This is a genomic window from Aromatoleum sp. (assembly GCF_036675785.1).
Classification (GTDB): Bacteria; Pseudomonadota; Gammaproteobacteria; order Burkholderiales; family Rhodocyclaceae; genus Aromatoleum.
Genome location: NZ_JAKFEF010000074.1, coordinates 55,469 through 76,139 on the forward strand (window position 1 = coordinate 55,469; position 20,671 = coordinate 76,139).

Here is a 20,671-nt window from a genome sequence, read left to right on the forward strand (position 1 = left end):
GCTTTTTCAGACGTTGAAGCTTTCGCCGCAGCCGCAGGAATCCTTCACGTTCGGGTTGTTGAACTTGAAGCCTTCGTTCAACCCTTCGCGGACGAAATCCAGTTCGGTGCCGTCGAGGTAGGCGAGGCTCTTCGGGTCGACGACGACCTTCACGCCGTGGCTTTCGAAGATCATGTCTTCGTCATGGGTTTCATCGACGAACTCTAGGCGGTAGGCCATGCCCGAACAGCCCGACGTCTTCACGCCGAGGCGGATGCCGACGCCCTTACCGCGCTTGGCCATGAAGTCCGAAACGTGCTTGGCCGCGTTGGTGCTCAATGTGACGCTCATGACTCAGTCTCCCGAAATCAGCCGACCTGCTTCTTCTTGTAGTCCGCCACTGCCGCCTTGATCGCGTCTTCGGCAAGGATCGAGCAGTGGATCTTGACCGGCGGTAGCGCGAGTTCCTCGGCGATCTGCGTGTTCTTGATCTCAAGCGCCTGATCGACGGTTTTGCCCTTGACCCACTCGGTGACCAGCGAACTCGACGCGATCGCGGAGCCGCAGCCGTAGGTCTTGAACTTTGCGTCCTCGATAACCCCGTCCTTGCCAACCTTGATTTGCAGCTTCATCACGTCGCCGCAGGCCGGCGCCCCGACCATCCCGGTCCCGACGCCTTCGTCTTCCTTGCCGAACGCGCCGACGTTACGGGGATTTTCGTAGTGATCCAACACTTTTTCGCTGTATGCCATGTCTTTCTCCTCTTCTCTTCTCTGTCAGTGGGCGGCCCACTGCACCGTATCGAGATCCACGCCGTCCTGGTACATCTCCCACAACGGCGACAACTCGCGCAGCTTGCCGATCTTCTTGTGCAACAGCTCGACCGTGTAATCGACTTCCTCTTCGGTCGTGAAGCGGCCGATCGTGAAGCGGATCGAGCTGTGCGCGAGCTCGTCGTTGCGGCCGAGCGCGCGCAGCACGTAGGACGGTTCGAGGCTCGCGGAGGTACAGGCCGAACCGCTCGACACCGCGATGTCCTTGACCGCCATGATCAGCGACTCACCCTCGACATAGGCGAAGGAGATGTTGAGGTTGTGTGGGACGCGGTGCGCGAGGTCGCCGTTCACATAGGTTGCCTCGATATCCTGCAATCCCTTCAGCAGACGGTCGCGCAGCATGCGGATGCGCTCGTTCTCGGTCGCCATCTCCTCACGCGCGATGCGGAAGGCTTCGCCCATGCCGACAATCTGGTGCGTCGCGAGCGTGCCCGAGCGCAGGCCACGCTCGTGACCGCCGCCGTGCATCTGCGCTTCAAGGCGCGCGCGCGGTTTGCGGCGGACGTACAGCGCGCCAATGCCCTTCGGACCGTAGGTCTTGTGCGCGGAAAACGACATCAGATCGACCTTCAGCTTCGCGAGGTCGATCTCGACCTTCCCGGTCGCCTGCGCGGCATCAACGTGGAACACGATGCCCTTCTCGCGGCAGATTTCGCCGATCTCGGCGATCGGCTGGACGACGCCGATCTCGTTGTTCACGAACATCACCGAGACGAGGACCGTGTCGGGACGGATCGCATCCCTGAGCCGCGCGAGATCGACGAGGCCGTTTTCCTGCACGTCGAGATAGGTCGCCTCGAAGCCCTGGCGCTCGAGCTCGCGGAAGGTGTCGAGGACGGCCTTGTGCTCGGTCTTCACCGTGATGATGTGCTTGCCCCTGCCCTTGTGGAACTGCGCCGCGCCCTTGATCGCGAGGTTGTTCGATTCGGTCGCGCCCGACGTCCAGACGATTTCCTTCGGGTCGGCGTTCACCAGCGCGGCGATCTGAGCGCGCGCGTCCTCGACCGCCTTCTCCGCTTCCCACCCGTACGCATGCGAGCGGCTCGCGGGATTGCCGAAGTGCTCGGTGAGCCACGGGATCATCGCCTGCGCAACGCGAGGATCGACCGGCGTCGTCGCCGAGTAGTCCAGGTAAATCGGAAACTTGAGCATCGGGTCCCTCCGTGGATCTGCTTTAGTGTTGGACCGACACAGCGGTCAGGTTATTCAATTCTTGCATCAGTCGCCCGAAGGTCCCGAGGAATCCTTCGACGTCGCCCTGCTGCGTGTCCCGGCCGAGGCTGACCCGGACCGCGCCGCGCGCGACATCCCGCTCGACCCCCATCGCCAGCAGCGTATGCGATGGCTCGGGGTTCGCGCTCGAACACGCCGAGCCGCTCGCGCACGCATACCCCGCGCGGTCGAGCTTCGCGACCAGCGTCTCGCCGTCGAAACCTTCGGCGGCAAAAAACACGGTGTTTGGCAGGCGCGGCGCGCCGGCCGAGAAAATCTTCATGGCATGCGCGACGAGGCCCGCTTCGAGCTGCTCGCGCAAGCCGGCCAGCCGTCGCGCTTCCGTCTCGACTCGACCCGCGGCCTGCTCGCACGCGACGCCGAAGCCGACGATCGCGGCGACGTTCTCGGTGCCGGATCGCAGCCCGCGCTCCTGTCCGCCGCCGGCCACGAGCGGCGCGAGTTCGACGCGCTTGTCGAGCACCAGCGCCCCGGCGCCGAGCGGGCCGCCGATCTTGTGCGCCGACAGCGTCATCGCGTGCACGCCGAGGGCGCGAAAATCGACCCGTAGCTTGCCGAGCGCCTGCACCGCGTCCGTGTGGAACCACGCCCCGGCCGCCTTCGCTTCGGCCGCGAGCGCGGCGACGTCCTGCAGCACCCCGGTCTCGTTGTTCGCGGCCATCACCGAAACCAGCGCCGGACGCTCGGCGAGCGCCGCTTTCCAGTCGTCGGGCCGGATCCGGCCCTGCGCATCGACCGCGATTTCCCGCACCGTCCAGCCGCTGCGCCGCAACTGCAGCGCGGGTTCGCGCACGCAGGGATGTTCGATCGCGCTGATCGCGACGACACCGGGCTTTATCAGCGCCGCGGCGCCCTTGACGAAAAGATTGTTCGCTTCCGAGCCGCAGCTCGTGAAGATCACCTCGGTAGCGTGCGCACCCACCGCCGACGCGACTTTCGCCCGCGCCTCGTCGATCGCCGCCCTCGCCTGCCGGCCGTACTCGTGACGGCTCGACGCGTTGCCGAACCGACTGTCGAGCCAGGGCAGCATTGCCTCGCGCACCGCCGGATCGAGCGGAGCGGTCGCGTTCCAGTCGAGGTAGACGGGTGCGAACATCGTCTTGTCTTACGCAGCGGCGACTTCGCGTACCGAAATCATCGCGCGCCGGCGAAGATCCTTCAGCACGCTCATGTCGGGGTCGGCCTGGACCTCGCGCTTCACCAGCGCGCCGAGCGTGACGGAGTCGAGATACTCGTACATCCGCTTGTTCAGGTTCGCCCACAGATCGTGCGTCATGCAGCGCTGCTCGTCGTGACAGTTCTGCTTGCCGCCGCACTGCGTCGCGTCGAGCGGCTCATCGACCGCGACGATGATGTCCGCGACGGTGATCCGGCTCATGTCCCGCGCGAGCCGGTAGCCGCCGCCCGGGCCGCGAACGCTCGACACCAGCTTGTGACGCCGCAGCTTTCCGAAAAGCTGCTCCAGGTAGGACAGCGAAATGCTCTGCCGCTCCGCGATGCCGGCCAGTGTCACCGGGCCTTCAGCCTGGCGCGACGCCAGATCGATCATCGCCGTAACCGCAAATCTTCCTTTGGTGGTCAGTCTCATTTTGACTCCTCGTATCGCGGAGGGTTATCGCCCGGGACAATACCCGAACGTTTCGCTCAACTATACGGATCCCGACAAAATCGGTCAACTACTCCGGAGCCCTTGAACGCCGCTCAATCCACCATTTTGGATAGCCGCTGCGCATCGAATTCGTCGCTCTTCTCGACCGTCGAATCGAGCCTGACCCCGGCCTTCTCGAGTTGCTCGACGAGGATCTGGATGCGACGGTCGGTTTCCACCGCGTGATCGAGCAGCCCGTGCATCGCCTTTGCGATCGGGTCGTCCATCTGCTTGGTAACGCCGTATGCCGAGAACCCCATCTGCTCGGCCTTCTGCTGCCGGGCCTTGTCGCGCGCATCGGTGCGTTCCGGGTCGATGATCCGCGCCGGGTTGCCCACCGCGGTGGTCCCGGTCGGCACCGGCTTGACGACGACGGCGTTCGAGCCGATGCGTGCCCCGTCTCCGACCGTGAAGCCGCCGAGGACTTTCGCGCCGGCGCCGACGACGACGCCCTTGCCGAGCGTCGGGTGGCGCTTCGTGCCGCGATACAGCGACGTGCCGCCCAGCGTCACCCCCTGATAGATCGTGCAGTCGTCACCGATCTCCGCGGTCTCGCCGATCACGACGCCCATGCCGTGGTCGATGAAGACGCGCCGCCCGATCGTCGCGCCGGGGTGAATCTCGATCCCGGTGAAGAAACGCGACACATGGCTGACAAAGCGCCCGGCCCAGTGCAATTCCTTGGTCCACGCGGCGTGCGCGAGACGGTGGAACAGCAGGGCATGCACGCCCGGGTAACACGTCAACACCTCCCAGGTCGAACGTGCGGCGGGGTCGCGTTCGCGAACGCTGGCAAGGTCTTCGCGCAGGCGGCTGAACATGGATCTTCTACTCCCGGAAGCTTTGTTACCGAAGATTTAATGCCCGACCAGTTTAGTCGGGTTTGCGCTCAAGTGCAGCAACGATGCCGCGTAGGATGTTTACTTCCTCTTTCTCGAGCCGGATCCGGCCGAACAGGCGCCTGAGACGCTGCAGCAGGCGTTTCGGATTGGCCGGATCGTAGAACCCGCTCGCCGTCATCGCCCGTTCGAGGTGGCGATGGAAGCCTTCGATTTCCTCGAAGGTCGCGAGGTCGGGCAAGGGCTCGGCCGGCGGCGGCGGCGACAGCGCCGCCATCCGCAGTTCGTAGCACAGCAACTGCACAGCGGAGCCGAGGTTCAGCGATGAAAACGCGGGATTCGCCGGAATCGCCACCGGCATCGAACACCGCTCGACCTCATCGTTGGTGAGCCCGCTGGTTTCGGTACCGAACACGAGCGCGACGTCGCCGGACGCAGCGAACGCGACGAGCTCCGGGGCCGCGTCGCGAGCGCCGCGCACGGGCACCGAACGTTCGCGCCGTCGGGCGGTGACCGCCGCCGACAGCACCGTGCCGTCGAGTGCTTCTTCGAGCGAAGCGACGACGCAGGCGTTTTCGAGGATGTCGCTCGCGCCGGACGCGCGCGCCTCGGCGATGGGGTCGGGAAACGACGCCGGTTCGATGAGCACCAGACGGGTCAGACCCATCGTCTTCATCGCGCGCGCGGCGGCGCCGATGTTCCCGGGATGGCTCGTACGTGAAAGTACGATGCGGATGCGGTCGAGCGCGATGTCGCCGTTCATATTAAAATCTTGTGTTTTCTTAGAATTTTCTTAAGCGGAGCCCCCTTCGGGCGTCTTCCGCAAGCGAGACCGACGCGCATGCACCCCACCCTGACCATCGCAGTAAAAGCCGCCCGCCGTGCGGGTTCCGTCATCAACCGCGCCTCGGTGCAACTGGACGCCCTGACGGTCCAGACCAAGTCTCCGAACGATTTCGTCACCGAAGTGGACCAGGCCGCCGAGGCCGCAATCATCGAAGTTCTGCGCGAAGCCTACCCGGAGCACGGCATTCTAGCAGAGGAGTCCGGCGAGTCCGCGGAGTCGGCCGACAGCGAATATCAGTGGATCATCGACCCGCTCGACGGCACGACGAACTTCATCCACGGCTTTCCGCAATATGCAATCTCGATCGCGCTCGCGAAGAACAAGGTCGTCGAGCAGGCGGTGATCTACGACCCGACCCGCAACGAGCTCTTCACCGCGACGAAAGGCCGCGGCGCGTTCCTCAACGACCGCCGCATCCGCGTGTCGAAAAGGACGCGGCTGAACGAAGCGCTGATCGGCACCGGCTTCCCGTACCGCGAGTTCGACAACATCGACGCGTATCTCGCGATGTTCAAGGACCTCACGCAGAAGGTCGCCGGCATCCGCCGCCCCGGTGCCGCCGCACTCGACCTCGCGTACGTCGCCTGTGGCCGGCTCGACGGCTTCTGGGAAATCGGCCTGCAGCCGTGGGACATGGCGGCCGGCACGCTGATGATCCAGGAAGCGGGCGGGCTCGTCAGCGACCTCGCCGGCGAAGGCGCGTATCTCGACACCGGCAACGTCGTCGCGGGCACGCCGAAGGTTTTCGGGCAGTTGCTGCCGGTCGTCCAGTCGCACCGCACTGCGGCGCTGCGCGCCTGAGCGCGGACGGAGCGACAGGCGCTCCCGCCTGCTTTCCTCACAGACGGTCCTTGGGGCGCTTTTCCTACCGCGGAGCGCCGGTTTCGCGGGAATCGGCGCCCGTCCGGACGGCGCCGCCTTTCCGTTGAGCGCTCCGGGGGCCATGGCGTCAAGCACGTAGTCGCCCGGCGCGCATCCCCTTCACTCGTCCCTGCCGCGGCGGCGAGCGGTGTCGTTCTCACCGCGCGCCGCTGCGCGTGCCTCCCCTTGTCGCACCGCGCCCCGGGAGCGACGGCGCGGATGCCTCGGGTCGGACGCCGGCTTCGTACCAGTCCTTGCTCGCATTGACCACGCGCACGACGAGCAGCATCACCGGGACCTCGATCAGCACCCCGACGACGGTCGCAAGCGCGGCGCCTGATTCGAAGCCGAACAGGCTGATCGCCGCGGCGACGGCGAGCTCGAAGAAGTTCGACGCCCCGATCAGCGCCGACGGGCACGCCACGCGGTGCTTCTCGCCGAGCGCGCGGTTGAGCAGGTAGGCGAGCGAGGAATTGAAGAACACCTGGATCAGGATCGGCACCGCGAGCAGCGCGATGATCATCGGCTGCGCGAGGATCGCATCGCCCTGGAATGCGAACAGCAGCACCAGAGTGAGCAGCAGCGCGCCGATCGACCACGGCCCGATCCGCGCCATCGCCGCGTCGAACGCTTGCTGCCCGCGCACGAGGAGGCGCTTGCGCCACAGTTGCGCGAGCGCGACCGGGATCGCGATGTAAAGCACGACGGACGTGAAAAGCGTGTCCCACGGCACGGTGATCGCCGAGATCCCGAGCAGCAGGCCGACGATCGGCGCGAACGTGAACACCATGATCGTGTCGTTGAGCGCGACCTGCGACAGCGTGAAGATCGGATCGCCATCGGTGAGCCGGCTCCAGACGAACACCATCGCGGTGCACGGCGCGGCCGCGAGCAGGATCAGCCCGGCGACGTAGCTGTCGATCTGCTCGGCGGGCAGCCACGGCGCGAACAGCTCGCGGATGAAGATCCACGCGAGCAGCGCCATCGAGAACGGTTTCACGAGCCAGTTCACGAACAGCGTGACACCGATGCCGCGCACGTGGCCGCGAATCTCGTGCAGCGCGCCAAAGTCGACCTTCATCAGCATCGGAATGATCATGATCCAGATCAGCAGGCCGACCGGCAGATTCACCTGCGCGATCTCCATGCGCCCGACCGCCCGGAACAGATCGGGCAACCACTGGCCGAGGCCGATCCCCGCGACGATGCACAGGAACACCCAGACGGTGAGATAGCGCTCGAACACGCTCATCGGGGCCGCCGCGGCGCGCTTCGCCGTGACTTCGCACTGCACGGTCATCGTCGTCTTCCTTTTCGCGGTTTCAGCGGACCGCAACGCCTTCGGCAAGCGCGCGCAGCAGTTCGATGCCGACCGGCTCGTCGGCCTGCATCGGGACCAGCGCGATGCGCCTCGCGTGGTGTTCGCGGACGGCTTCGATCTGCGGCCATTCCTGTTGCGCGCGGCGGCGCAGGATCGGCGACGTCGTCGGCGTCGCCGCGAGGCTGTTGTTGATGATCCACGCCCACGGCTCGATGCCGGCGCGACGCAGGTCCGCCTGCAGGTTCGCCGCCTCGAGCACCGGCGTCGTCTCGGCGAGCGTCACCAGCAGCACCTTCGTCTGCGCCGGGTCCTGCAACTGCATCATCGGCGTCGTGAAGTGCGCGACACCGCTCTTGTCCATGTGGCGCGCGATCTCCTTGTGATACGCGCCGGTCGCGTCGAGCAGCAGCAGTGTGTGCCCCGTCGGCGCGGTGTCCATGACGACGAACTTGCGCCCGGCCTCGCGGATGATCCGCGAGAACGCCTGGAATACCGCGATCTCCTCGGTGCACGGCGAACGCAGGTCTTCTTCCAGAAGTGCGCGGCCCTGCGCATCGAGGTCCTTGCCTTTGGTGTCGAGCACGTGCTGACGGTAGCGCTCGGTTTCCGCGTGCGGGTCGATGCGGCTGACGGTCAGGTTCTCGAGCGAGCCTTCGAGCGTTTCGGCCAGATGCGCCGCCGGGTCCGAGGTCGTCAGATGGACCGGGAAGCCGCGCGCCGCGAGTTCCGTCGCAACCGTGGCGGCGAGCGTCGTCTTGCCGACCCCGCCCTTGCCCATCAGCATCACGAGGCCGTGGCCGTCGGCGGCCAACTCGTCGATGAGGCCGGCGAGAGTCGGCAGACTCGGGCGCTGCGACTCCGGTTCGGGCGCCGCGCCGCCGGTCGCGTCGATGTCGCCGAGCAGCGCGCGCAGCGCCGGAAGACCGACGAGGTTGAACGGCATCAGCGGCACGAGATCGGTCGGCAGACCGCGCAGCACGTCCGGCACCGCGTCGAGTGCGGCGCGTTCGCGGCGGCGCACAGCTGCGGCGAGTGAGTCTTCATCGCCATCGACGGCCGGCAGGACGCCGTTGATGACGAGGAACTGGCGCGTGAGGCCGATCGCCGCGAGTTCGTGGTGGGTGCGCGCGACTTCCCGCAGCGTCGATGACTGGGCGCGCGCGACGAGCACGAGCCGGGTCCGCTCGGGATCGGCGAGCGCCGAGACTGCCGCGCGATACTGCTCGCGCTGCTTCTCGAGCCCGGCGAGCGGGCCGAGGCAGGACGCGCCGTCGGGATTGGCGTCGAGGAAACCCGACCATGCCCCCGGCAGTTGCAGCAGCCGGATCGTATGGCCCGTCGGCGCGGTGTCGAAGATCACGTGGTCGAAACCTTCGGTCAGCTTCGCGTCGGTGAGCAGGCCGGTGAATTCGTCGAACGCGGCGATCTCGGTCGTGCACGCGCCCGACAGTTGCTCCTCGATGCCGCGCACGACGTCGTCCGGCAGCACGCCGCGCACCGGGCCAACGATGCGGTCCCGGTACGCCTGTGCGGCGGCCTGCGGATCGATTTCGAGCGCGGACAGACCCTCGACGGCGGCGAGCCGCGTCACCCGGTTGCCGATCGTCTGCCCGAACACCTGCCCGACGTTGGAGGCCGGATCAGTGCTGACGAGAAGCACGCGCCGACCGGCGCCGGCAAGCCGGACCGCGGTCGCGCACGCGAGCGAGGTCTTGCCGACGCCGCCCTTGCCGGTGAAGAACAGGTAGCGCGGCGCGCCATCGAGAAAGAGCATCGTGCGCTGGCTCAGCAGCAGTGGCCGCAGCACTGGCTCGCCGCCGGGCGCGGCGACAGCGTCTTCGCGCCCCAGCGGGAGAGTTCGTCGCGGGTCGGGTAACGGCCGGCGAGTGCCACTTCGCCGTCGACCAGCACCAGCGGCAGCGCGTCCGCGCCCGAGCGTTCGAGGAACGCCTTCACGGCCGGCGTCTCGGCGAAGACGGTCGGCTGCTGTGCGAGGTTGAAGCGCTCGACGGCGATGCCCTCCTTCTTCGCCCATTCGATGTCCGCGGCGGCGTCGACGAGCTTCTGGTCGACGTCGGCTCCGCAGACGCCGGAACTGCAGCACAGCGCGGGATCAAAGATCTGGATCGTTTTCATGGGGGTTTCCTCAGGTTGGATTGCGGGTCACGCGGAGAGACGGCCGATGCGTTCGAGTTCCGCCTGAAAGGCGGCCGGATCGCGTCGAGCCAGGTTTTCGGGTAAGGCCAGAAACGCTTCGATGCGCGCGCGCAGCACGCGATAGGCGTGTCCGAACGCGGCGTCGATCTCGGCTTCGCCGCCAGACGCCTTCGCAGGGTCGGCGACACCCCAGTGCACACGACGCGCCGAACCGAGATAGACCGGACAGGTTTCGCCGGCGGCGCTTGCGCAGACGGTGATGACGAGATCCGGCACGCCGGGCAACTCGTCCCACGATTTGCTGTGCAGGCCGACCGTCGCGATGCCTTCGCGCTCAAGCAGCGCCAGCGAGCGCGGATGCACGTAGCCGGCCGGATGGCTGCCGGCGCTCGTCGCCCGCATGCCTTCCGGTGCGAGCGCATTGAAAATCGCCTCGGCGAGGATCGAGCGGCACGAATTGCCGGTGCAAAGGAACAAAACGTTCATCGTTCGGCCGCCGCCTCGGAGCAGGCCGAATCCTTGCAGCCCGGTAGGCGCGACACGACATCGCGGCTGCCGGGACAACCGTCGGGCAGACCGCCGCAACAGTTCTCGGTCAGGAAGCCGATCACCTCCGCCATCACCCCGAGGCTTGCGCGATAGCGCTGGAAGCGCCCTTCCTGCTCGACGTCGAGGAGTCCGGATTGCGTCAGCGTGCGCAGGTGAAACGACAGGCTGCTCGGCGCGATGTCGAGCGCAGCCGCGATCTCCCCCGCGACGAGGCCCGGTGGCCCGGCCTTCACGAGCAGCCGGAACACGTCCAGACGCACGCCCGACGACAGGCTCTCGAATACGGCAAGCGCGGCTTTCTGGTCCATCCTTCCACTCTTCGACAATTTTGGAAGGATTGTATGGTCGGCCTGTCGAGCGGTCAATCGGTGATTTCGCCGGCCAGTCGTGCGTGGATGGGATCGCCGAGCGTCGCGACGACTTTCGGTGGCCGCCTGCCCCGCGCGCTGCGGCCCTCTGCCTGAATCCGCGTCGCCGGCGAGGTGCGGGACACGGCGAAGCCGGCCTAGACTTTCGCGTGCGGCGCCAATGGTGCACGGACGGCGGCGAACAACGGGAGCCTGCGATGGACATGAAACGCATCAGTTCGGGGAAGTTGCGCGCAATCGGCTACGACGCGCGCCAGCGCATCCTGCGCGTCGAGCTCGACGACGGGAGCCTGATTGACTACAGCGGCGTCGGGGAAGAGATCTGGCGGCGGCTGTCGAGCTCCGGCTCGGCGTGGAGCTACTACCGCGACAACGTCGAAGAGGATTTTCCGGGCCGCAAGGTCGCGGCAAGCGGCGAAAAGAAGTCCAACCCGCTGGACGATCTGTTCGGGAAATAGCGATCGTGCGCGGGGCACGGACGTGTCCGGCGTATCCGCAGAGCATCCGAAATCTTGTCCGTTCCGTGCCGGATTCACGCGTGCGGGACGCGCGAGCGTGGCGAGGAATCGCGACGACGGCGGCATCTACGTGATGGACGGCTCGACCTCGTACCAGGCCAAGGAATAGATCCGAACGGGCGCCGCGCAAGGCGTCGCGCCGCCCTACTCGCGCGCGGCATCCGTATCGGCAGCGCTGCCGCCCTGTTGCGACATCTGCGCCGAGGCTGCCGCGCCGCCTTTCCCGCCGACGAACAGCGAGCCGAGCCAGCCGAGGAACATCAGCACCGCGAGCTGAACCATCAGCCAGCCGGCGCTCTCCTGCTGGTCGACGAGATAGCTGTTGCACACGCGAACCGGCGCGGCGATGTAGAGCCAGCCGAGGACGGCGAGCATGCTGAAGAAGTTCGTCCAGACGAAACCGCGTCCGATCGTGCCGAGGCGGTGCCACGCGAGTGCGAGCGGGAGGCCGACGAGCACCGGCAGACTGACGAATTTCGCGGCTTCGACCGCGGCGCTTGCGAGCGCGTCGTCGAGCGCGCGCGGCAACATCCAGTAGCTCGACGCGAAAGTCGCGAGCAGCACGCACGGAACGACGCCGCCGGCCCATTCGAGCAGCGTGTCCTGCGTGCGCTCGGGCAGCAGGCGGCACGCGACGAAACCGAGCGCGGCGAGGACCGGGATCTGCACCAGCATGTGGCCGCTCATCGTCGCTTCGAGCCATGCGCGCGCGGGCGGCGTCGCGAGCAGCAGATACAGCGCGCCAGCGGCGCAGGCGAGGTGCCGACGTCGGCCGCCGGTCCGCATCACAGCTTCTCCCGCACCTTGCCGGCGAAGGCGAGCGGCTGGTCGAGGTCGCTGATCTCGACCAGCCGCCCGTCGCGCCCGACGAGATGGATCGCCGCGTTGTGCTCGAAGCCGCCGAAGCGGTCGGGGATCACGACGACGCCGAACGCATCGAGCAGCGCCGTGAGCTCGGCCGCGTCGCGCACGCGCGCGAGCCGCCAGTGCTCGCCGTCGGCGCCGAAGTTGCGGCCGTACGCCTTCAGGCTCGCCGGGTCGTCGCGCTCCGGGTCGAAGCTGATGCTGAGCAGCGCGAAGTCGCGCCCCAGCGACTCGGGCGGGACGGCATCGCGGATCTGCCGGAACGCGACGCCGAGGCTGCGGCAGACGGTCATGCAGCGGGTGTAGATGAACTCGACCGCGAGCAGCCGCCCGCGGTAGTCGTCGAGGCGGAAGCGGCGGCCGTCCTGGTCTTCGAGCTCGACCGTCGGCACGGGGCGCGGCGCGCGCAGGATATCGGCTCGCCGCGCGGCTTCTGCGGTGTACGCGCTGAAGCCGTCGGTGCCCCACCAGAACGCCGCGGTGCCGCACGCGACGACGAGCGCCGTCGAGACGATACCGCGGACGATCGTGCTCATCGCGACCTTCAGGCGAGAGCGCCGCCGGGCACCGACGCCCGCTGGTAGTCGCGGTGCGCGAGCCGGATGCGCGAGAAGAAGCGCACGACGAAGAGCAGCGACGACGCGATGACCAGCATTGCGAACACCGACGCGATGCGGTCGTACGGCAGCCATTCGGGCAGATGCACCGCGTAGCGCCGCGCGACGCTTTCCTTGCCGGAATACAGGAAGCTCATCGTGAAACCGAGCACCGACGACACGAAGAGCCAGAACGCGACGCGGTCGATGAGGCGGTCATCGGCTTCGTGGTCCGGCTTGCCGAGGTAGTACATGAAGCCGAACACCATCGTCACCATCCCGAGCAGCAGATAGGTGTGGAAATGGCCCGGCACCCACAGCGTGTTGTGCATCACGTAATTGACGGTGATCGTGCCGTCGATGAACGCCGGCATCGCGCCCGCCGCCCAGCCGAACAGCGACAGGAACAGCAGCTTCGACGCCATGTCCCAGCGGATGCCCGAGCGATAGATGATCATCAGCGCGCCATAGCCGGTGACGATCAGGATCGGCACCGTGTTGAGATAGCCGATGATGTGGCCCATCACCAGCATCCACTTCGGGAACGCGAAGTCCATCAGCAGGTGGTGCGGGAAGATGAACATCACCATCAGCGTCGACGCGGTCCACGACGCGAGGAACACCTTGTTAGACTTCCACGGCCGATGCGTGTAGCGCGGCAGGATCTCGTAGACCGCGATCACCGCCATGTAGATCGTCGCGTTGATGAAGACGTGGCCGAAGAAATAGATCATCCCCTTCGCGAGCAGCGGGTCGATGTCGAAGCCCGGCACGTAGAGGTTCACCAGCATCATCGTCAGGATGCTCGCGCCGACGACGAGGCCGACGAGGTTAACGATCGTGACCATCGTCGATGCGACGACCGTCGGCGGCGGCGCCTTGCCGTCGTCGTGGCCGAAGAGCTGCGGCCAGCCGAGCGCGCGCGCGAAGTTGCCGTAGCGCGCGACGATCGCACGGGCGACGTCGAGGTGGAACAGCACGAAGCCGACGCCGATCACGAGCAACCCGCCCATGAAGAGCGCGGCGGCACCGGTGGTCCAGGTCCCCATCGACTTGCCGGGCAGCGGATACAGGAAAGTCCAGGCGCCGTGGAAATGCCCGAGCAGCACGCTGCCGAGGATCATCCCGACCCCGCCGAGAAACAGCACGAGGTTCGCGACGAAGATGCGCTGCGACACGTCGACGTATTGGCGCAGGAAGTGCCACATGATGGCCGCGCCGGCAATCGCCGCGATGCCGACCATACCGGCGCCGTGGAGCGTCATCAGTTCGTAGAAGCGCAGCGCGCCGATCGAGATCCACTGCGCCTGTTCCAGCCGCATCAGCAGGCCGAAGACCATCATCAGCAGCAGCACGGCGGCCGACGTCGCCAGATAGGCCAGCACGCCGGTCTTCGCCCCGTGGTCGGGGATGTGTTCGTATGTGTAGGTCGCCACGTTCGTCTCCTCCGTTATTGGCCGCCGACGTGGATCTCGGCCAGCATGTTGTGGTGCGCGAGGCCGCAGTACTCCATGCAGAGGATCCGGTAAGTGCCCTCCTCGCTGAAGGTGTGGCGCAGCGTGTTGATGTAGCCGGGCATCGCCTGCGTCTGTGCGACCAGATGGAGGTTCGCGTCGTAGATGCCGAAGCTGTGATTGACGTCGGCGCTGCTAACGCGGAACTCGACCGGTTGTCCCGCCACGACGCGGTCCCGGCTCAACTCCCAGCGCCACTGATGACCGGTCGCCTCGACGATCTGCACCGACCCGGAACCGGGCGAAGCATAGGTCGCGCCGTACGGAAGCTCGAACAGCGTGTAGATCATCGCCGGCGCGAACGCCAGCACCACCACCCAGAACAGCCGGGTGCGCAGGCGATAGGCCCGCTTTTGCAACGGCGCGTAGTCGTCTTCGCGGCGTCCGGAACGGATTGCGACGAACGCGAATCCAAATGCCACGAACGCCATCAGCACGAGCGATATTTGCCAGGCGATTGTTTGCACGGTGAGGTCTCCTGTCCATGCGGTTTTCGTCGGGACGGTGCGTCCCCCCGACCTGTACAGAGCGAGCTCCGTGCCATTTCCTCTAACCGCTTGATGCCCATCATTTTTGCATCCGCCTGCGGCTGTTCAAATAAGTTTCGTATCGCGATTGAACGTTCATCGCGAACGTTCAATCTGAACGCAAGGGGGAGTGTGGATGCCGTGTCTGACGACGCTGGGGGTGTTTCTCGACAGTCTTGAGGAAGGCGTGATGTTCCTCGACGCCGCCCGCCGCGTGCTCGAAATCAACAGCGCAGCGGCGCGCATGATCGGCGTCGACGCCCAGCGCGTCGCCGACGAACTGTGTCCGACACTTTTTTCCGGCACGCCCTGCGCGCGTGCGTGCGTCGCGCGCGGATCCTGCTCGCTGACGCCCGAGCAGGGCGAAGCCGGCAAGATCCAGGACATCGTGCTGAAGTCCCCGGAGGGCCGGGATGTCCCGCTGCGCATGTGGGCGATGCTGCTGCCGGAGAACGACGCCGGGCTGTACTGCGCGATCGTCCTGCGCGACCGCTCGCGTGAGGTCGAACTCGAAGCCGAAGTGCGCGACCGCTGGCAACTCGGCGGATTGACGGGCCGCAGCCGCGCGATGCAGGACTTCTACCAGAAGGTGCTGCGCGTCGCAGGGAGCGAGGCGAACGTGCTGGTCACCGGCGAGAGCGGCGTCGGCAAGGAACTCGTCGCCCGCGCCTTGCACGACAACTCCACGCGCGCGAAAGGCGCGTACATCGCGGTGCACTGCGCATCGCTGCCGGAGAACCTGCTGGAGACCGAGCTGTTCGGCCACGCGAAGGGCGCGTTTTCGGGCGCGACCGCTGCGCGGCCGGGGCGCTTCGAGGCGGCCCACGGCGGCACGCTGCTGCTCGACGAGATCGGCGAAATCTCGCCGGCGACGCAGACGAAGCTGCTGCGCGTGCTACAGGAGCGCGAGATCGTGCGCGTCGGCGAAAACCTGCCGCGCAAGGTCGACGTGCGCGTCGTCGCGGCGACGCACCGCGACCTCGCCGCCATGGTCGCCCGGGGCGAGTTCCGGGAGGACCTTTACTACCGCCTGCACGTGCTGCCGCTGCACGTGCCGGCCCTGCGCGAGCGGCGCGAAGACATCGCGCTGCTCGCCAGCACGCTGCTGCGCGAGCTGGCGGAACGCTACCGCCGCCCGGACCTGCGCCTGTCGCCGGAGGCGATCACCGAGATGGAGTCGTTCTCGTGGCCGGGCAATGTGCGCCAGCTCTTCAATTCGCTCGAATACGCGGTCGTGAATTCCGATGGCGCGTTGATCCTCCCCGGGCATCTGCCCCCCGAGGCGACGATCGCAACGCCCGACCGCAGGGCGGTACCGCGCCCGGTGACGCGCTACTACACGCCGCCCGCGACCGAGGGAGACGAGCGCCGGGAAATCCTGCGCGTGCTCGCGGAATCGGGCGGAAACCGTGCCGAAGCTGCCCGCCGCCTGGGAATGTCGCGCACGACCTTGTGGAAGCGGCTCAATCAGATGTGAGCGTTCGGGGACGGCGCGTGCAGGCGCTAGCAACTCGCGCGGCCGCGCGATCATTGAGCGGGTATTAAAACGACGCCGCCGCGACTTTCACCGCGGCGGCGCAACTCCCTTCCCAATCGTCGTCACGCTTGCCGTCGCCCGGGGTTCGAATGCCGCCGAGCCCGGGGTGACAGCAAGGTCACTGGCTTAGAGCAGCGCCGGCAGTTGCTGCAGCAGCGCCATCCCCTTGCCGACATGCTGCCCAGTCACGACGTATCCGACCAGCCGGCCGTCATCGTCGAGCGCCGTGCCGGTCAGGCCGGTTTCGTCCGAATCGACCGCCCACTGCAGACCGTCCGCGACCGTGACGCCCCCGACCTGGATTGGAAGCGCCGGGGTCTTCACCATCGTCGGCATCGCCGGCAGGCGTAGCGCCGTGCTCTCGCCGGCGAGGGTCTTCGCCAGCGCCTGCGCCGACAGCGACAGCGGACGCATGAACGGCAGCACCATCCCTTCGATCTCGGCGCAGTCGCCGAGCGCGTAGATATGCGCGTTGCTCGTCTGCAGCTGCAGGTTGACCTTGACGCCGCGATTCACGTCGAGACCCGCGTCGCGAGCGAGCTCGATCCGCGGTCGCAATCCCGCGGTCGCGACGACAGTATCGACCTCGAAGCTTTCCCCGTTGGAAAGCTGCACGACGATGCCGCCGGCGCTCGAATCGATCCGCGCGATGCTCTCGCCGAGGTGCAGCCGGCATCCTTTCTGCGCGAGCCGGGTTTCCAGTTCGCTACTGACGAAGTCCGGCAGCAGTTTCGCGAGCGTGCGCGGTGCGACGTCGGTGAGCCGCACCTGCAGCCCGCTTTCCGCGAGGTCCAGCGCGACTTCGGTGCCGGTGAGGCCGGCGCCGATCACGAGCACGCGCTCGCCCTGCGAGAGCTGTTGCAGATACGTCTCGTAATCCGCGAGGTTGTTCAGCGTGATCACGCGGCCGGCGGCGCTCCCCTGCAGCGGCGGAATCCACGGATCCGCTCCGAGCGCGAGGACGAGATCACGGTACGGCTGGATTTCGTCGTCGAAGCGGATCGTCTTGTTGTCGGGATCGATCGCGTCGACCTGCGTATGCGCCCGGATCGTGATGTTGAACTCAAGCGAGATCTGCTCCGGCGTGCGCTGCACGAGATCCGACGGGCCGAGCTTGCGGCTGAAGCCGTGGACCAGCTGCGGCTTCGGGTAGTCCGCTCCGGCGTCGGCGGTGATCACGAGCACCGGCGTGTCCGCATCCTGGGCGCGGAACGCGCGCACCAGCTGGTACGCGGCGCTGCCGCCGCCGACGATCACGACCGGCGCGGGTTGCAGGTCGCGGTCGGCGGACACTTGGCTCGCGATGTTTCCGTGAACATTCAGCGGGTCGAATTCCGACTTGCCGAGCAGGCACTCGGGGCACAGGAAAGTCTCCGGCACCTCCGACCACGGCGTCCCGGCGTGCACGCCCTGCCCCGCTTCGCCTTTCGCCGGATCGTAGATCCAGCCGCAGGTCCTGCAGCGCATCGACCCTTCGACGGCTGCGGCAATTGGGGTTTTCGCTGGTGCCGCGGCGGGTTTCGGATCCATGCGCTTCGGCGCCGCGGGCCGCTTGATCGACGGGGCTTGGTCTCGTGCGGGGGTTTCCACCGCTTCCCACTCTCCGCGCCACTGGCGCGCAATATCGCGGCCGAACGCGAGGCATTCCTCCAGCGCCCCTTCGGTCGGCTTCCACAGCGCCTCGATTCCGCCCGTGACCGCGAAACCCGCCTCTTCGAGCCGCTGTCCGATCCGGTCCACCGCACCGCCCGCCCAGCCGTGCGCGCCGAATGGCGCCGCGTGCTTGCCGCGGAAGCGCAGCCCGCGCAGTTCCTCGAGCAGCGCCGCGACCTGCGGCAGCATGCCGTTGTTGACCGTCGGCGAGCCGACGAGGATGCCCTTCGACTTGAACACCTGCGTCAGCACGTCGTTCTTGTCGGTGTTCGCGAGGTTGAACATCTTGACCTCGACCGAGGGATCTTCCTGGCGGATGCCCTTCGTGATCGCCTCCGCCATATTGCGCGTGCCGTTCCACATCGAGTCGTAGACCAGCGTGATCTGGTTTTCCTGGTAGTCGTCCGCCCACGCCAGATATTGCTCGACGATCTGCGCCGGATTGTCGCGCCAGATGATTCCGTGCGCGGTGCAGATCATCTCGAGCGGCAGATTGAACGACAGCACCTCGTGAATCTTCGCCGTCACGCGCGAGCTGAACGGCGTGAGGATGTTCGCGTAGTACTTGAGGCACTCGGCGCGCAACTCCTCCTGATCGACGAGGTCGTTGAACATCTGTTCGCTGGCGTAGTGCTGACCGAAGGCGTCATTGCTGAACAGCACCGCGTCGCCCGCGAGGTAGGTCATCATGCTGTCCGGCCAGTGCAGCATGGGCGCTTCGACAAAGACCAGTTGCTTGCCGTTGCCGAGGTCGAGCGTGTCCCCGGTCTTGACGACCTGGAAGTTCCAGTCCTTGTGGAAGTGCCCCTTCAGCGATTTGACGCCGTTCTCGGTGCAATAGACCGGCGTGCCCGGAATCCTCGCGAGCAGTGCGGGTAATGCCCCGCTGTGGTCGATTTCGGCGTGGTTCGCGATGATGTAATCGATCTTGTCGAGGTCGATTTCGCGCTCTAGGTTATCGACGAATTCCTGCGCGTACGGCGTCCAGACGGTGTCGATCAACGCGACCTTTTCTTCGCGTACGAGATAGCTGTTATAGCTCGAGCCCTTGTGCGTCGAATATTCCGATCCGTGGAATTCGCGCAACTCCCAATCCTGCTTGCCGACCCAGGTGATATTGCTTTTTACCGCAAACGACATTTGGCACTCCTGATTTCAAAGACGGTATTCGCGCCTCGGACAGGAGGCGCTTCGATCTGGGAAACGCGATCGGCTGTCGATCATCCGCGGATATAAAGGCTCAGATGACGCACTTGCGCACCCGGGTTGAGTTGAAATTCAACGAGTTCATTGCGGACTTCAGCGCGGCTCTTTCCGGCTTGGCTGCCCCGGTTCCCGACTTCGTGAATCCATCCGGGTTCGCCGCCGACATAGCGCCACTCCGCGGTCGAAAAGCTTTGCTCTGCTTTGGCCGGAGCAGACGCAACGTGGGCATGTTCGGCCGCGTTCGTCACGTTCGACGCCGATTTTGGCGCGGAATCGGCGACTGCGAACGAGGTCCCGAGAGCAGCGACCAGCCCGATAACGATGTTCCTGATTTGCTTCTGCATTTTCATCTCCTGATTGGTTTGGCAATTGCCGTGATTTAAATCCGACGGATGCGTTTCAATTGCATCGGTATTCAGTCTAGGCGCGAAGATGAATGCAAAACTTGATTTATGTTAGTTTGCGCGAATTTGATATATCCATCGTAAGCGCAAGGGAATTCGAGCGAATTTCACCATTGCAAACAACAATAAAAGAAAATCGAGAACTCACCCAAAAAACGGGGAATTCTCGATTCGAAAAAGGGCCGATCCGGTGGAAAAGAAGAACTGCCAGCGTCGGAGATACGGATATATCCGAATAGTTTTACGGCTGTCGATTGCAATAATTGAACGACCGCTTATTCAGGACTGCGTCGCGCGGGCGACCAGGCGTTCCTTCGTCTCCAGCGAATCGATCAAACCATCGATTCCGCCGAGGCTGATTTCGCGCGCGAAAGTCCCGCGATAGTTCGTCACCAAGCTGACTCCGGCGACGACGATATCGAATATTTTCCAGCCGTCCGGGCGCAGCTCGAGGACGTAATCGACGGAGATCGGCTGGCCTCCCGGCTGCTGAATTTCGGTCTGGACCCGCGCGGTCTTCTCGGATGGATCGACCCGCGACGGGCGCACGGCGACCGTCTGATCCCGATACTGCGTCAGCGCGTTCGAATAAGTCCGGGTGAGCATTCCGTAAAACGCATCCGTCAGCCGCTTCTGCTGCTCGGGCGTCGCCGAGCGCCAGTCGCGCCCGACGGCAAGCATCGTCATTCGCCGGAAGTTGAAATGCGGCAGGACCGCCTCTTGAACGAGCCGCACCGTGCCCGCCGTGTCACCGCTGCGCGCCGGCTTATTGGTCCGCAGAATTTCCACGACCTCCTCACAGAGTTCGCCGATCAATTCATCGGGAGCCGGCCCGTTCGCCGAAACGCCGAAAGGCAGCAACGTCAGCACGGAGAAACATAGAGCAATAAACGCGGATTTCATGATTTTCCTGATCGACCGGATTCGGGCGGAGATACGCCTCGATCCTGTCGGCAAATAAGAGTTTTCGACCGCCGGGAATTCCCTGGGCCCGGCCCGTTGCCGCTTTACAGCGAAACCATCGCGGCGCAATACGTCGAAGCGAGATGTATGCCAGCTTGCGCAAGTCGCTGTTCGACCAGGGAATGTGAATGTTTGACGTCCAATGAACGACGGGACCGCCAGGAGATGAACGTTCAAATTGAACGTTCATCTGAACAGGGGGGTGCCAGCGGCGGCAGGGTCCGCACGCTCCGCAGGGCGGAAAAGCGCAG

General features: G+C 65.7%; 23 protein-coding genes. 4 read left to right on the forward strand and 19 right to left on the reverse strand.

What is annotated here, in order from left to right:
* Window positions 1-6 precede the first annotated feature (6 nt).
* The 7 genes from iscA to V6M37_RS15900 all read right to left on the reverse strand — a co-directional run bounded on the left by iscA (window position 7) and on the right by V6M37_RS15900 (window position 5,298).
* A complete protein-coding gene (gene iscA / locus V6M37_RS15870) occupies window positions 7-330 on the reverse strand; it encodes an iron-sulfur cluster assembly protein IscA (RefSeq protein WP_332674941.1) in 324 nt (107 codons plus the stop codon).
* Window positions 331-347: 17 nt separating this feature from the next.
* Window positions 348-731, reverse strand: a complete 384-nt coding sequence (gene iscU, locus V6M37_RS15875; RefSeq protein ID WP_312659506.1) for a Fe-S cluster assembly scaffold IscU — start codon at window positions 729-731, stop codon at window positions 348-350.
* Window positions 732-755: 24 nt separating this feature from the next.
* The gene (locus V6M37_RS15880; protein WP_332674943.1) at window positions 756-1,967 is read right to left on the reverse strand and encodes an IscS subfamily cysteine desulfurase; all 1,212 of its coding nucleotides are present in this window, start codon (window positions 1,965-1,967) and stop codon (window positions 756-758) included.
* A gap of 22 nt (window positions 1,968-1,989) precedes the next feature.
* A complete protein-coding gene (locus V6M37_RS15885) occupies window positions 1,990-3,144 on the reverse strand; it encodes a cysteine desulfurase family protein (RefSeq protein ID WP_332674944.1) in 1,155 nt (384 codons plus the stop codon).
* A 9-nt stretch (window positions 3,145-3,153) separates the two neighbouring features.
* On the reverse strand, window positions 3,154-3,636 hold the full coding sequence (gene iscR / locus V6M37_RS15890) for a Fe-S cluster assembly transcriptional regulator IscR (protein ID WP_332674946.1): 483 nt from the start codon (window positions 3,634-3,636) through the stop codon (window positions 3,154-3,156).
* Window positions 3,637-3,749: 113 nt separating this feature from the next.
* The gene (gene cysE, locus V6M37_RS15895) at window positions 3,750-4,517 is read right to left on the reverse strand and encodes a serine O-acetyltransferase (protein WP_332674947.1); all 768 of its coding nucleotides are present in this window, start codon (window positions 4,515-4,517) and stop codon (window positions 3,750-3,752) included.
* A gap of 52 nt (window positions 4,518-4,569) precedes the next feature.
* Window positions 4,570-5,298: an RNA methyltransferase gene (locus tag V6M37_RS15900; protein WP_332674948.1), complete on the reverse strand. Its 729-nt coding sequence runs from the start codon at window positions 5,296-5,298 to the stop codon at window positions 4,570-4,572.
* 78 nt (window positions 5,299-5,376) lie between these two features.
* On the opposite strand from V6M37_RS15900, the gene V6M37_RS15905 reads away from it, so the two are divergent.
* Entirely contained in the window at window positions 5,377-6,183 is an 807-nt protein-coding gene (locus tag V6M37_RS15905) for an inositol monophosphatase family protein (protein WP_332674949.1), read from the forward strand.
* 217 nt (window positions 6,184-6,400) lie between these two features.
* Here V6M37_RS15905 and arsB read toward each other — a convergent pair whose 3' ends face one another.
* Genes arsB through V6M37_RS15930 form a run of 5 tightly spaced genes read right to left on the reverse strand, consistent with a single transcriptional unit; the run spans window position 6,401 to window position 10,578 of the window.
* Window positions 6,401-7,543, reverse strand: a complete 1,143-nt coding sequence (arsB, locus tag V6M37_RS15910) for an ACR3 family arsenite efflux transporter (RefSeq protein ID WP_332674950.1) — start codon at window positions 7,541-7,543, stop codon at window positions 6,401-6,403.
* 22 nt (window positions 7,544-7,565) lie between these two features.
* Window positions 7,566-9,338 carry an arsenical pump-driving ATPase gene (gene arsA, locus V6M37_RS15915; protein WP_332675013.1) on the reverse strand — a complete coding sequence of 591 codons (1,773 nt, stop codon included), beginning with the start codon at window positions 9,336-9,338 and terminating at the stop codon, window positions 7,566-7,568.
* An 11-nt stretch (window positions 9,339-9,349) separates the two neighbouring features.
* The gene (gene arsD / locus V6M37_RS15920; protein WP_332674951.1) at window positions 9,350-9,700 is read right to left on the reverse strand and encodes an arsenite efflux transporter metallochaperone ArsD; all 351 of its coding nucleotides are present in this window, start codon (window positions 9,698-9,700) and stop codon (window positions 9,350-9,352) included.
* Between the two features lie 27 nt (window positions 9,701-9,727).
* Window positions 9,728-10,207, reverse strand: coding sequence for an arsenate reductase ArsC (locus V6M37_RS15925; protein WP_332674952.1), 480 nt, complete (start codon window positions 10,205-10,207; stop codon window positions 9,728-9,730).
* The gene (locus V6M37_RS15930) at window positions 10,204-10,578 is read right to left on the reverse strand and encodes an ArsR/SmtB family transcription factor (RefSeq protein ID WP_332674953.1); all 375 of its coding nucleotides are present in this window, start codon (window positions 10,576-10,578) and stop codon (window positions 10,204-10,206) included. The genes V6M37_RS15925 and V6M37_RS15930 overlap by 4 nt, the downstream gene beginning before the upstream one ends.
* A gap of 257 nt (window positions 10,579-10,835) precedes the next feature.
* On the opposite strand from V6M37_RS15930, the gene V6M37_RS15935 reads away from it, so the two are divergent.
* Both V6M37_RS15935 and V6M37_RS15940 read left to right on the forward strand, forming a co-directional pair.
* Entirely contained in the window at window positions 10,836-11,096 is a 261-nt protein-coding gene (locus V6M37_RS15935) for a KTSC domain-containing protein (protein ID WP_332674954.1), read from the forward strand.
* Window positions 11,097-11,118: 22 nt separating this feature from the next.
* Entirely contained in the window at window positions 11,119-11,265 is a 147-nt protein-coding gene (locus V6M37_RS15940; RefSeq protein ID WP_332674956.1) for a hypothetical protein, read from the forward strand.
* Between the two features lie 35 nt (window positions 11,266-11,300).
* Here the strand turns inward: V6M37_RS15940 and V6M37_RS15945 are convergent, their stop codons facing one another.
* From V6M37_RS15945 to V6M37_RS15960, 4 genes are read right to left on the reverse strand one after another with little or no spacing between them, the layout of a single operon-like run.
* A complete protein-coding gene (locus tag V6M37_RS15945; RefSeq protein WP_332674957.1) occupies window positions 11,301-11,942 on the reverse strand; it encodes a hypothetical protein in 642 nt (213 codons plus the stop codon).
* Complete coding sequence (locus tag V6M37_RS15950; RefSeq protein ID WP_332674958.1) at window positions 11,942-12,556, reverse strand: SCO family protein; 615 nt, start codon at window positions 12,554-12,556, stop codon at window positions 11,942-11,944. Before V6M37_RS15950 ends, V6M37_RS15945 begins: the two co-directional genes overlap by 1 nt.
* A gap of 8 nt (window positions 12,557-12,564) precedes the next feature.
* On the reverse strand, window positions 12,565-14,052 hold the full coding sequence (locus V6M37_RS15955; RefSeq protein WP_332674960.1) for a cbb3-type cytochrome c oxidase subunit I: 1,488 nt from the start codon (window positions 14,050-14,052) through the stop codon (window positions 12,565-12,567).
* A 14-nt stretch (window positions 14,053-14,066) separates the two neighbouring features.
* Complete coding sequence (locus V6M37_RS15960) at window positions 14,067-14,597, reverse strand: cytochrome C oxidase subunit II (protein ID WP_332674962.1); 531 nt, start codon at window positions 14,595-14,597, stop codon at window positions 14,067-14,069.
* 196 nt (window positions 14,598-14,793) lie between these two features.
* Between V6M37_RS15960 and V6M37_RS15965 the strand changes: the two genes are divergently transcribed.
* The gene (locus V6M37_RS15965; RefSeq protein WP_332674964.1) at window positions 14,794-16,134 is read left to right on the forward strand and encodes a sigma-54 interaction domain-containing protein; all 1,341 of its coding nucleotides are present in this window, start codon (window positions 14,794-14,796) and stop codon (window positions 16,132-16,134) included.
* 186 nt (window positions 16,135-16,320) lie between these two features.
* Here V6M37_RS15965 and norV read toward each other — a convergent pair whose 3' ends face one another.
* The 3 genes from norV to V6M37_RS15980 all read right to left on the reverse strand — a co-directional run bounded on the left by norV (window position 16,321) and on the right by V6M37_RS15980 (window position 20,360).
* Window positions 16,321-18,987, reverse strand: a complete 2,667-nt coding sequence (gene norV, locus V6M37_RS15970) for an anaerobic nitric oxide reductase flavorubredoxin (RefSeq protein WP_332674966.1) — start codon at window positions 18,985-18,987, stop codon at window positions 16,321-16,323.
* 80 nt (window positions 18,988-19,067) lie between these two features.
* A complete protein-coding gene (locus tag V6M37_RS15975) occupies window positions 19,068-19,397 on the reverse strand; it encodes a hypothetical protein (protein ID WP_332674967.1) in 330 nt (109 codons plus the stop codon).
* A gap of 339 nt (window positions 19,398-19,736) precedes the next feature.
* The gene (locus V6M37_RS15980; RefSeq protein ID WP_442881022.1) at window positions 19,737-20,360 is read right to left on the reverse strand and encodes an MlaC/ttg2D family ABC transporter substrate-binding protein; all 624 of its coding nucleotides are present in this window, start codon (window positions 20,358-20,360) and stop codon (window positions 19,737-19,739) included.
* Between the last annotated feature and the right edge of the window lie 311 nt (window positions 20,361-20,671).

What these genes read in the sequence shown, in the direction of transcription:
- iscA (WP_332674941.1), bottom strand. Translation starts at nt 330, where the DNA reads ATGAGCGTCACATTGAGCACCAACGCGGCCAAGCACGTTTCGGACTTC.
- iscU (WP_312659506.1), bottom strand. Translation starts at nt 731, where the DNA reads ATGGCATACAGCGAAAAAGTGTTGGATCACTACGAAAATCCCCGTAAC.
- V6M37_RS15880 (WP_332674943.1), bottom strand. Translation starts at nt 1,967, where the DNA reads ATGCTCAAGTTTCCGATTTACCTGGACTACTCGGCGACGACGCCGGTC.
- V6M37_RS15885 (WP_332674944.1), bottom strand. Translation starts at nt 3,144, where the DNA reads ATGTTCGCACCCGTCTACCTCGACTGGAACGCGACCGCTCCGCTCGAT.
- iscR (WP_332674946.1), bottom strand. Translation starts at nt 3,636, where the DNA reads ATGAGACTGACCACCAAAGGAAGATTTGCGGTTACGGCGATGATCGAT.
- cysE (WP_332674947.1), bottom strand. Translation starts at nt 4,517, where the DNA reads ATGTTCAGCCGCCTGCGCGAAGACCTTGCCAGCGTTCGCGAACGCGAC.
- V6M37_RS15900 (WP_332674948.1), bottom strand. Translation starts at nt 5,298, where the DNA reads ATGAACGGCGACATCGCGCTCGACCGCATCCGCATCGTACTTTCACGT.
- V6M37_RS15905 (WP_332674949.1), top strand. Translation starts at nt 5,377, where the DNA reads ATGCACCCCACCCTGACCATCGCAGTAAAAGCCGCCCGCCGTGCGGGT.
- arsB (WP_332674950.1), bottom strand. Translation starts at nt 7,543, where the DNA reads ATGACCGTGCAGTGCGAAGTCACGGCGAAGCGCGCCGCGGCGGCCCCG.
- arsA (WP_332675013.1), bottom strand. Translation starts at nt 9,338, where the DNA reads ATGCTCTTTCTCGATGGCGCGCCGCGCTACCTGTTCTTCACCGGCAAG.
- arsD (WP_332674951.1), bottom strand. Translation starts at nt 9,700, where the DNA reads ATGAAAACGATCCAGATCTTTGATCCCGCGCTGTGCTGCAGTTCCGGC.
- V6M37_RS15925 (WP_332674952.1), bottom strand. Translation starts at nt 10,207, where the DNA reads ATGAACGTTTTGTTCCTTTGCACCGGCAATTCGTGCCGCTCGATCCTC.
- V6M37_RS15930 (WP_332674953.1), bottom strand. Translation starts at nt 10,578, where the DNA reads ATGGACCAGAAAGCCGCGCTTGCCGTATTCGAGAGCCTGTCGTCGGGC.
- V6M37_RS15935 (WP_332674954.1), top strand. Translation starts at nt 10,836, where the DNA reads ATGGACATGAAACGCATCAGTTCGGGGAAGTTGCGCGCAATCGGCTAC.
- V6M37_RS15945 (WP_332674957.1), bottom strand. Translation starts at nt 11,942, where the DNA reads ATGCGGACCGGCGGCCGACGTCGGCACCTCGCCTGCGCCGCTGGCGCG.
- V6M37_RS15950 (WP_332674958.1), bottom strand. Translation starts at nt 12,556, where the DNA reads ATGAGCACGATCGTCCGCGGTATCGTCTCGACGGCGCTCGTCGTCGCG.
- V6M37_RS15965 (WP_332674964.1), top strand. Translation starts at nt 14,794, where the DNA reads ATGCCGTGTCTGACGACGCTGGGGGTGTTTCTCGACAGTCTTGAGGAA.
- norV (WP_332674966.1), bottom strand. Translation starts at nt 18,987, where the DNA reads ATGTCGTTTGCGGTAAAAAGCAATATCACCTGGGTCGGCAAGCAGGAT.
- V6M37_RS15975 (WP_332674967.1), bottom strand. Translation starts at nt 19,397, where the DNA reads ATGCAGAAGCAAATCAGGAACATCGTTATCGGGCTGGTCGCTGCTCTC.
- V6M37_RS15980 (WP_442881022.1), bottom strand. Translation starts at nt 20,360, where the DNA reads ATGAAATCCGCGTTTATTGCTCTATGTTTCTCCGTGCTGACGTTGCTG.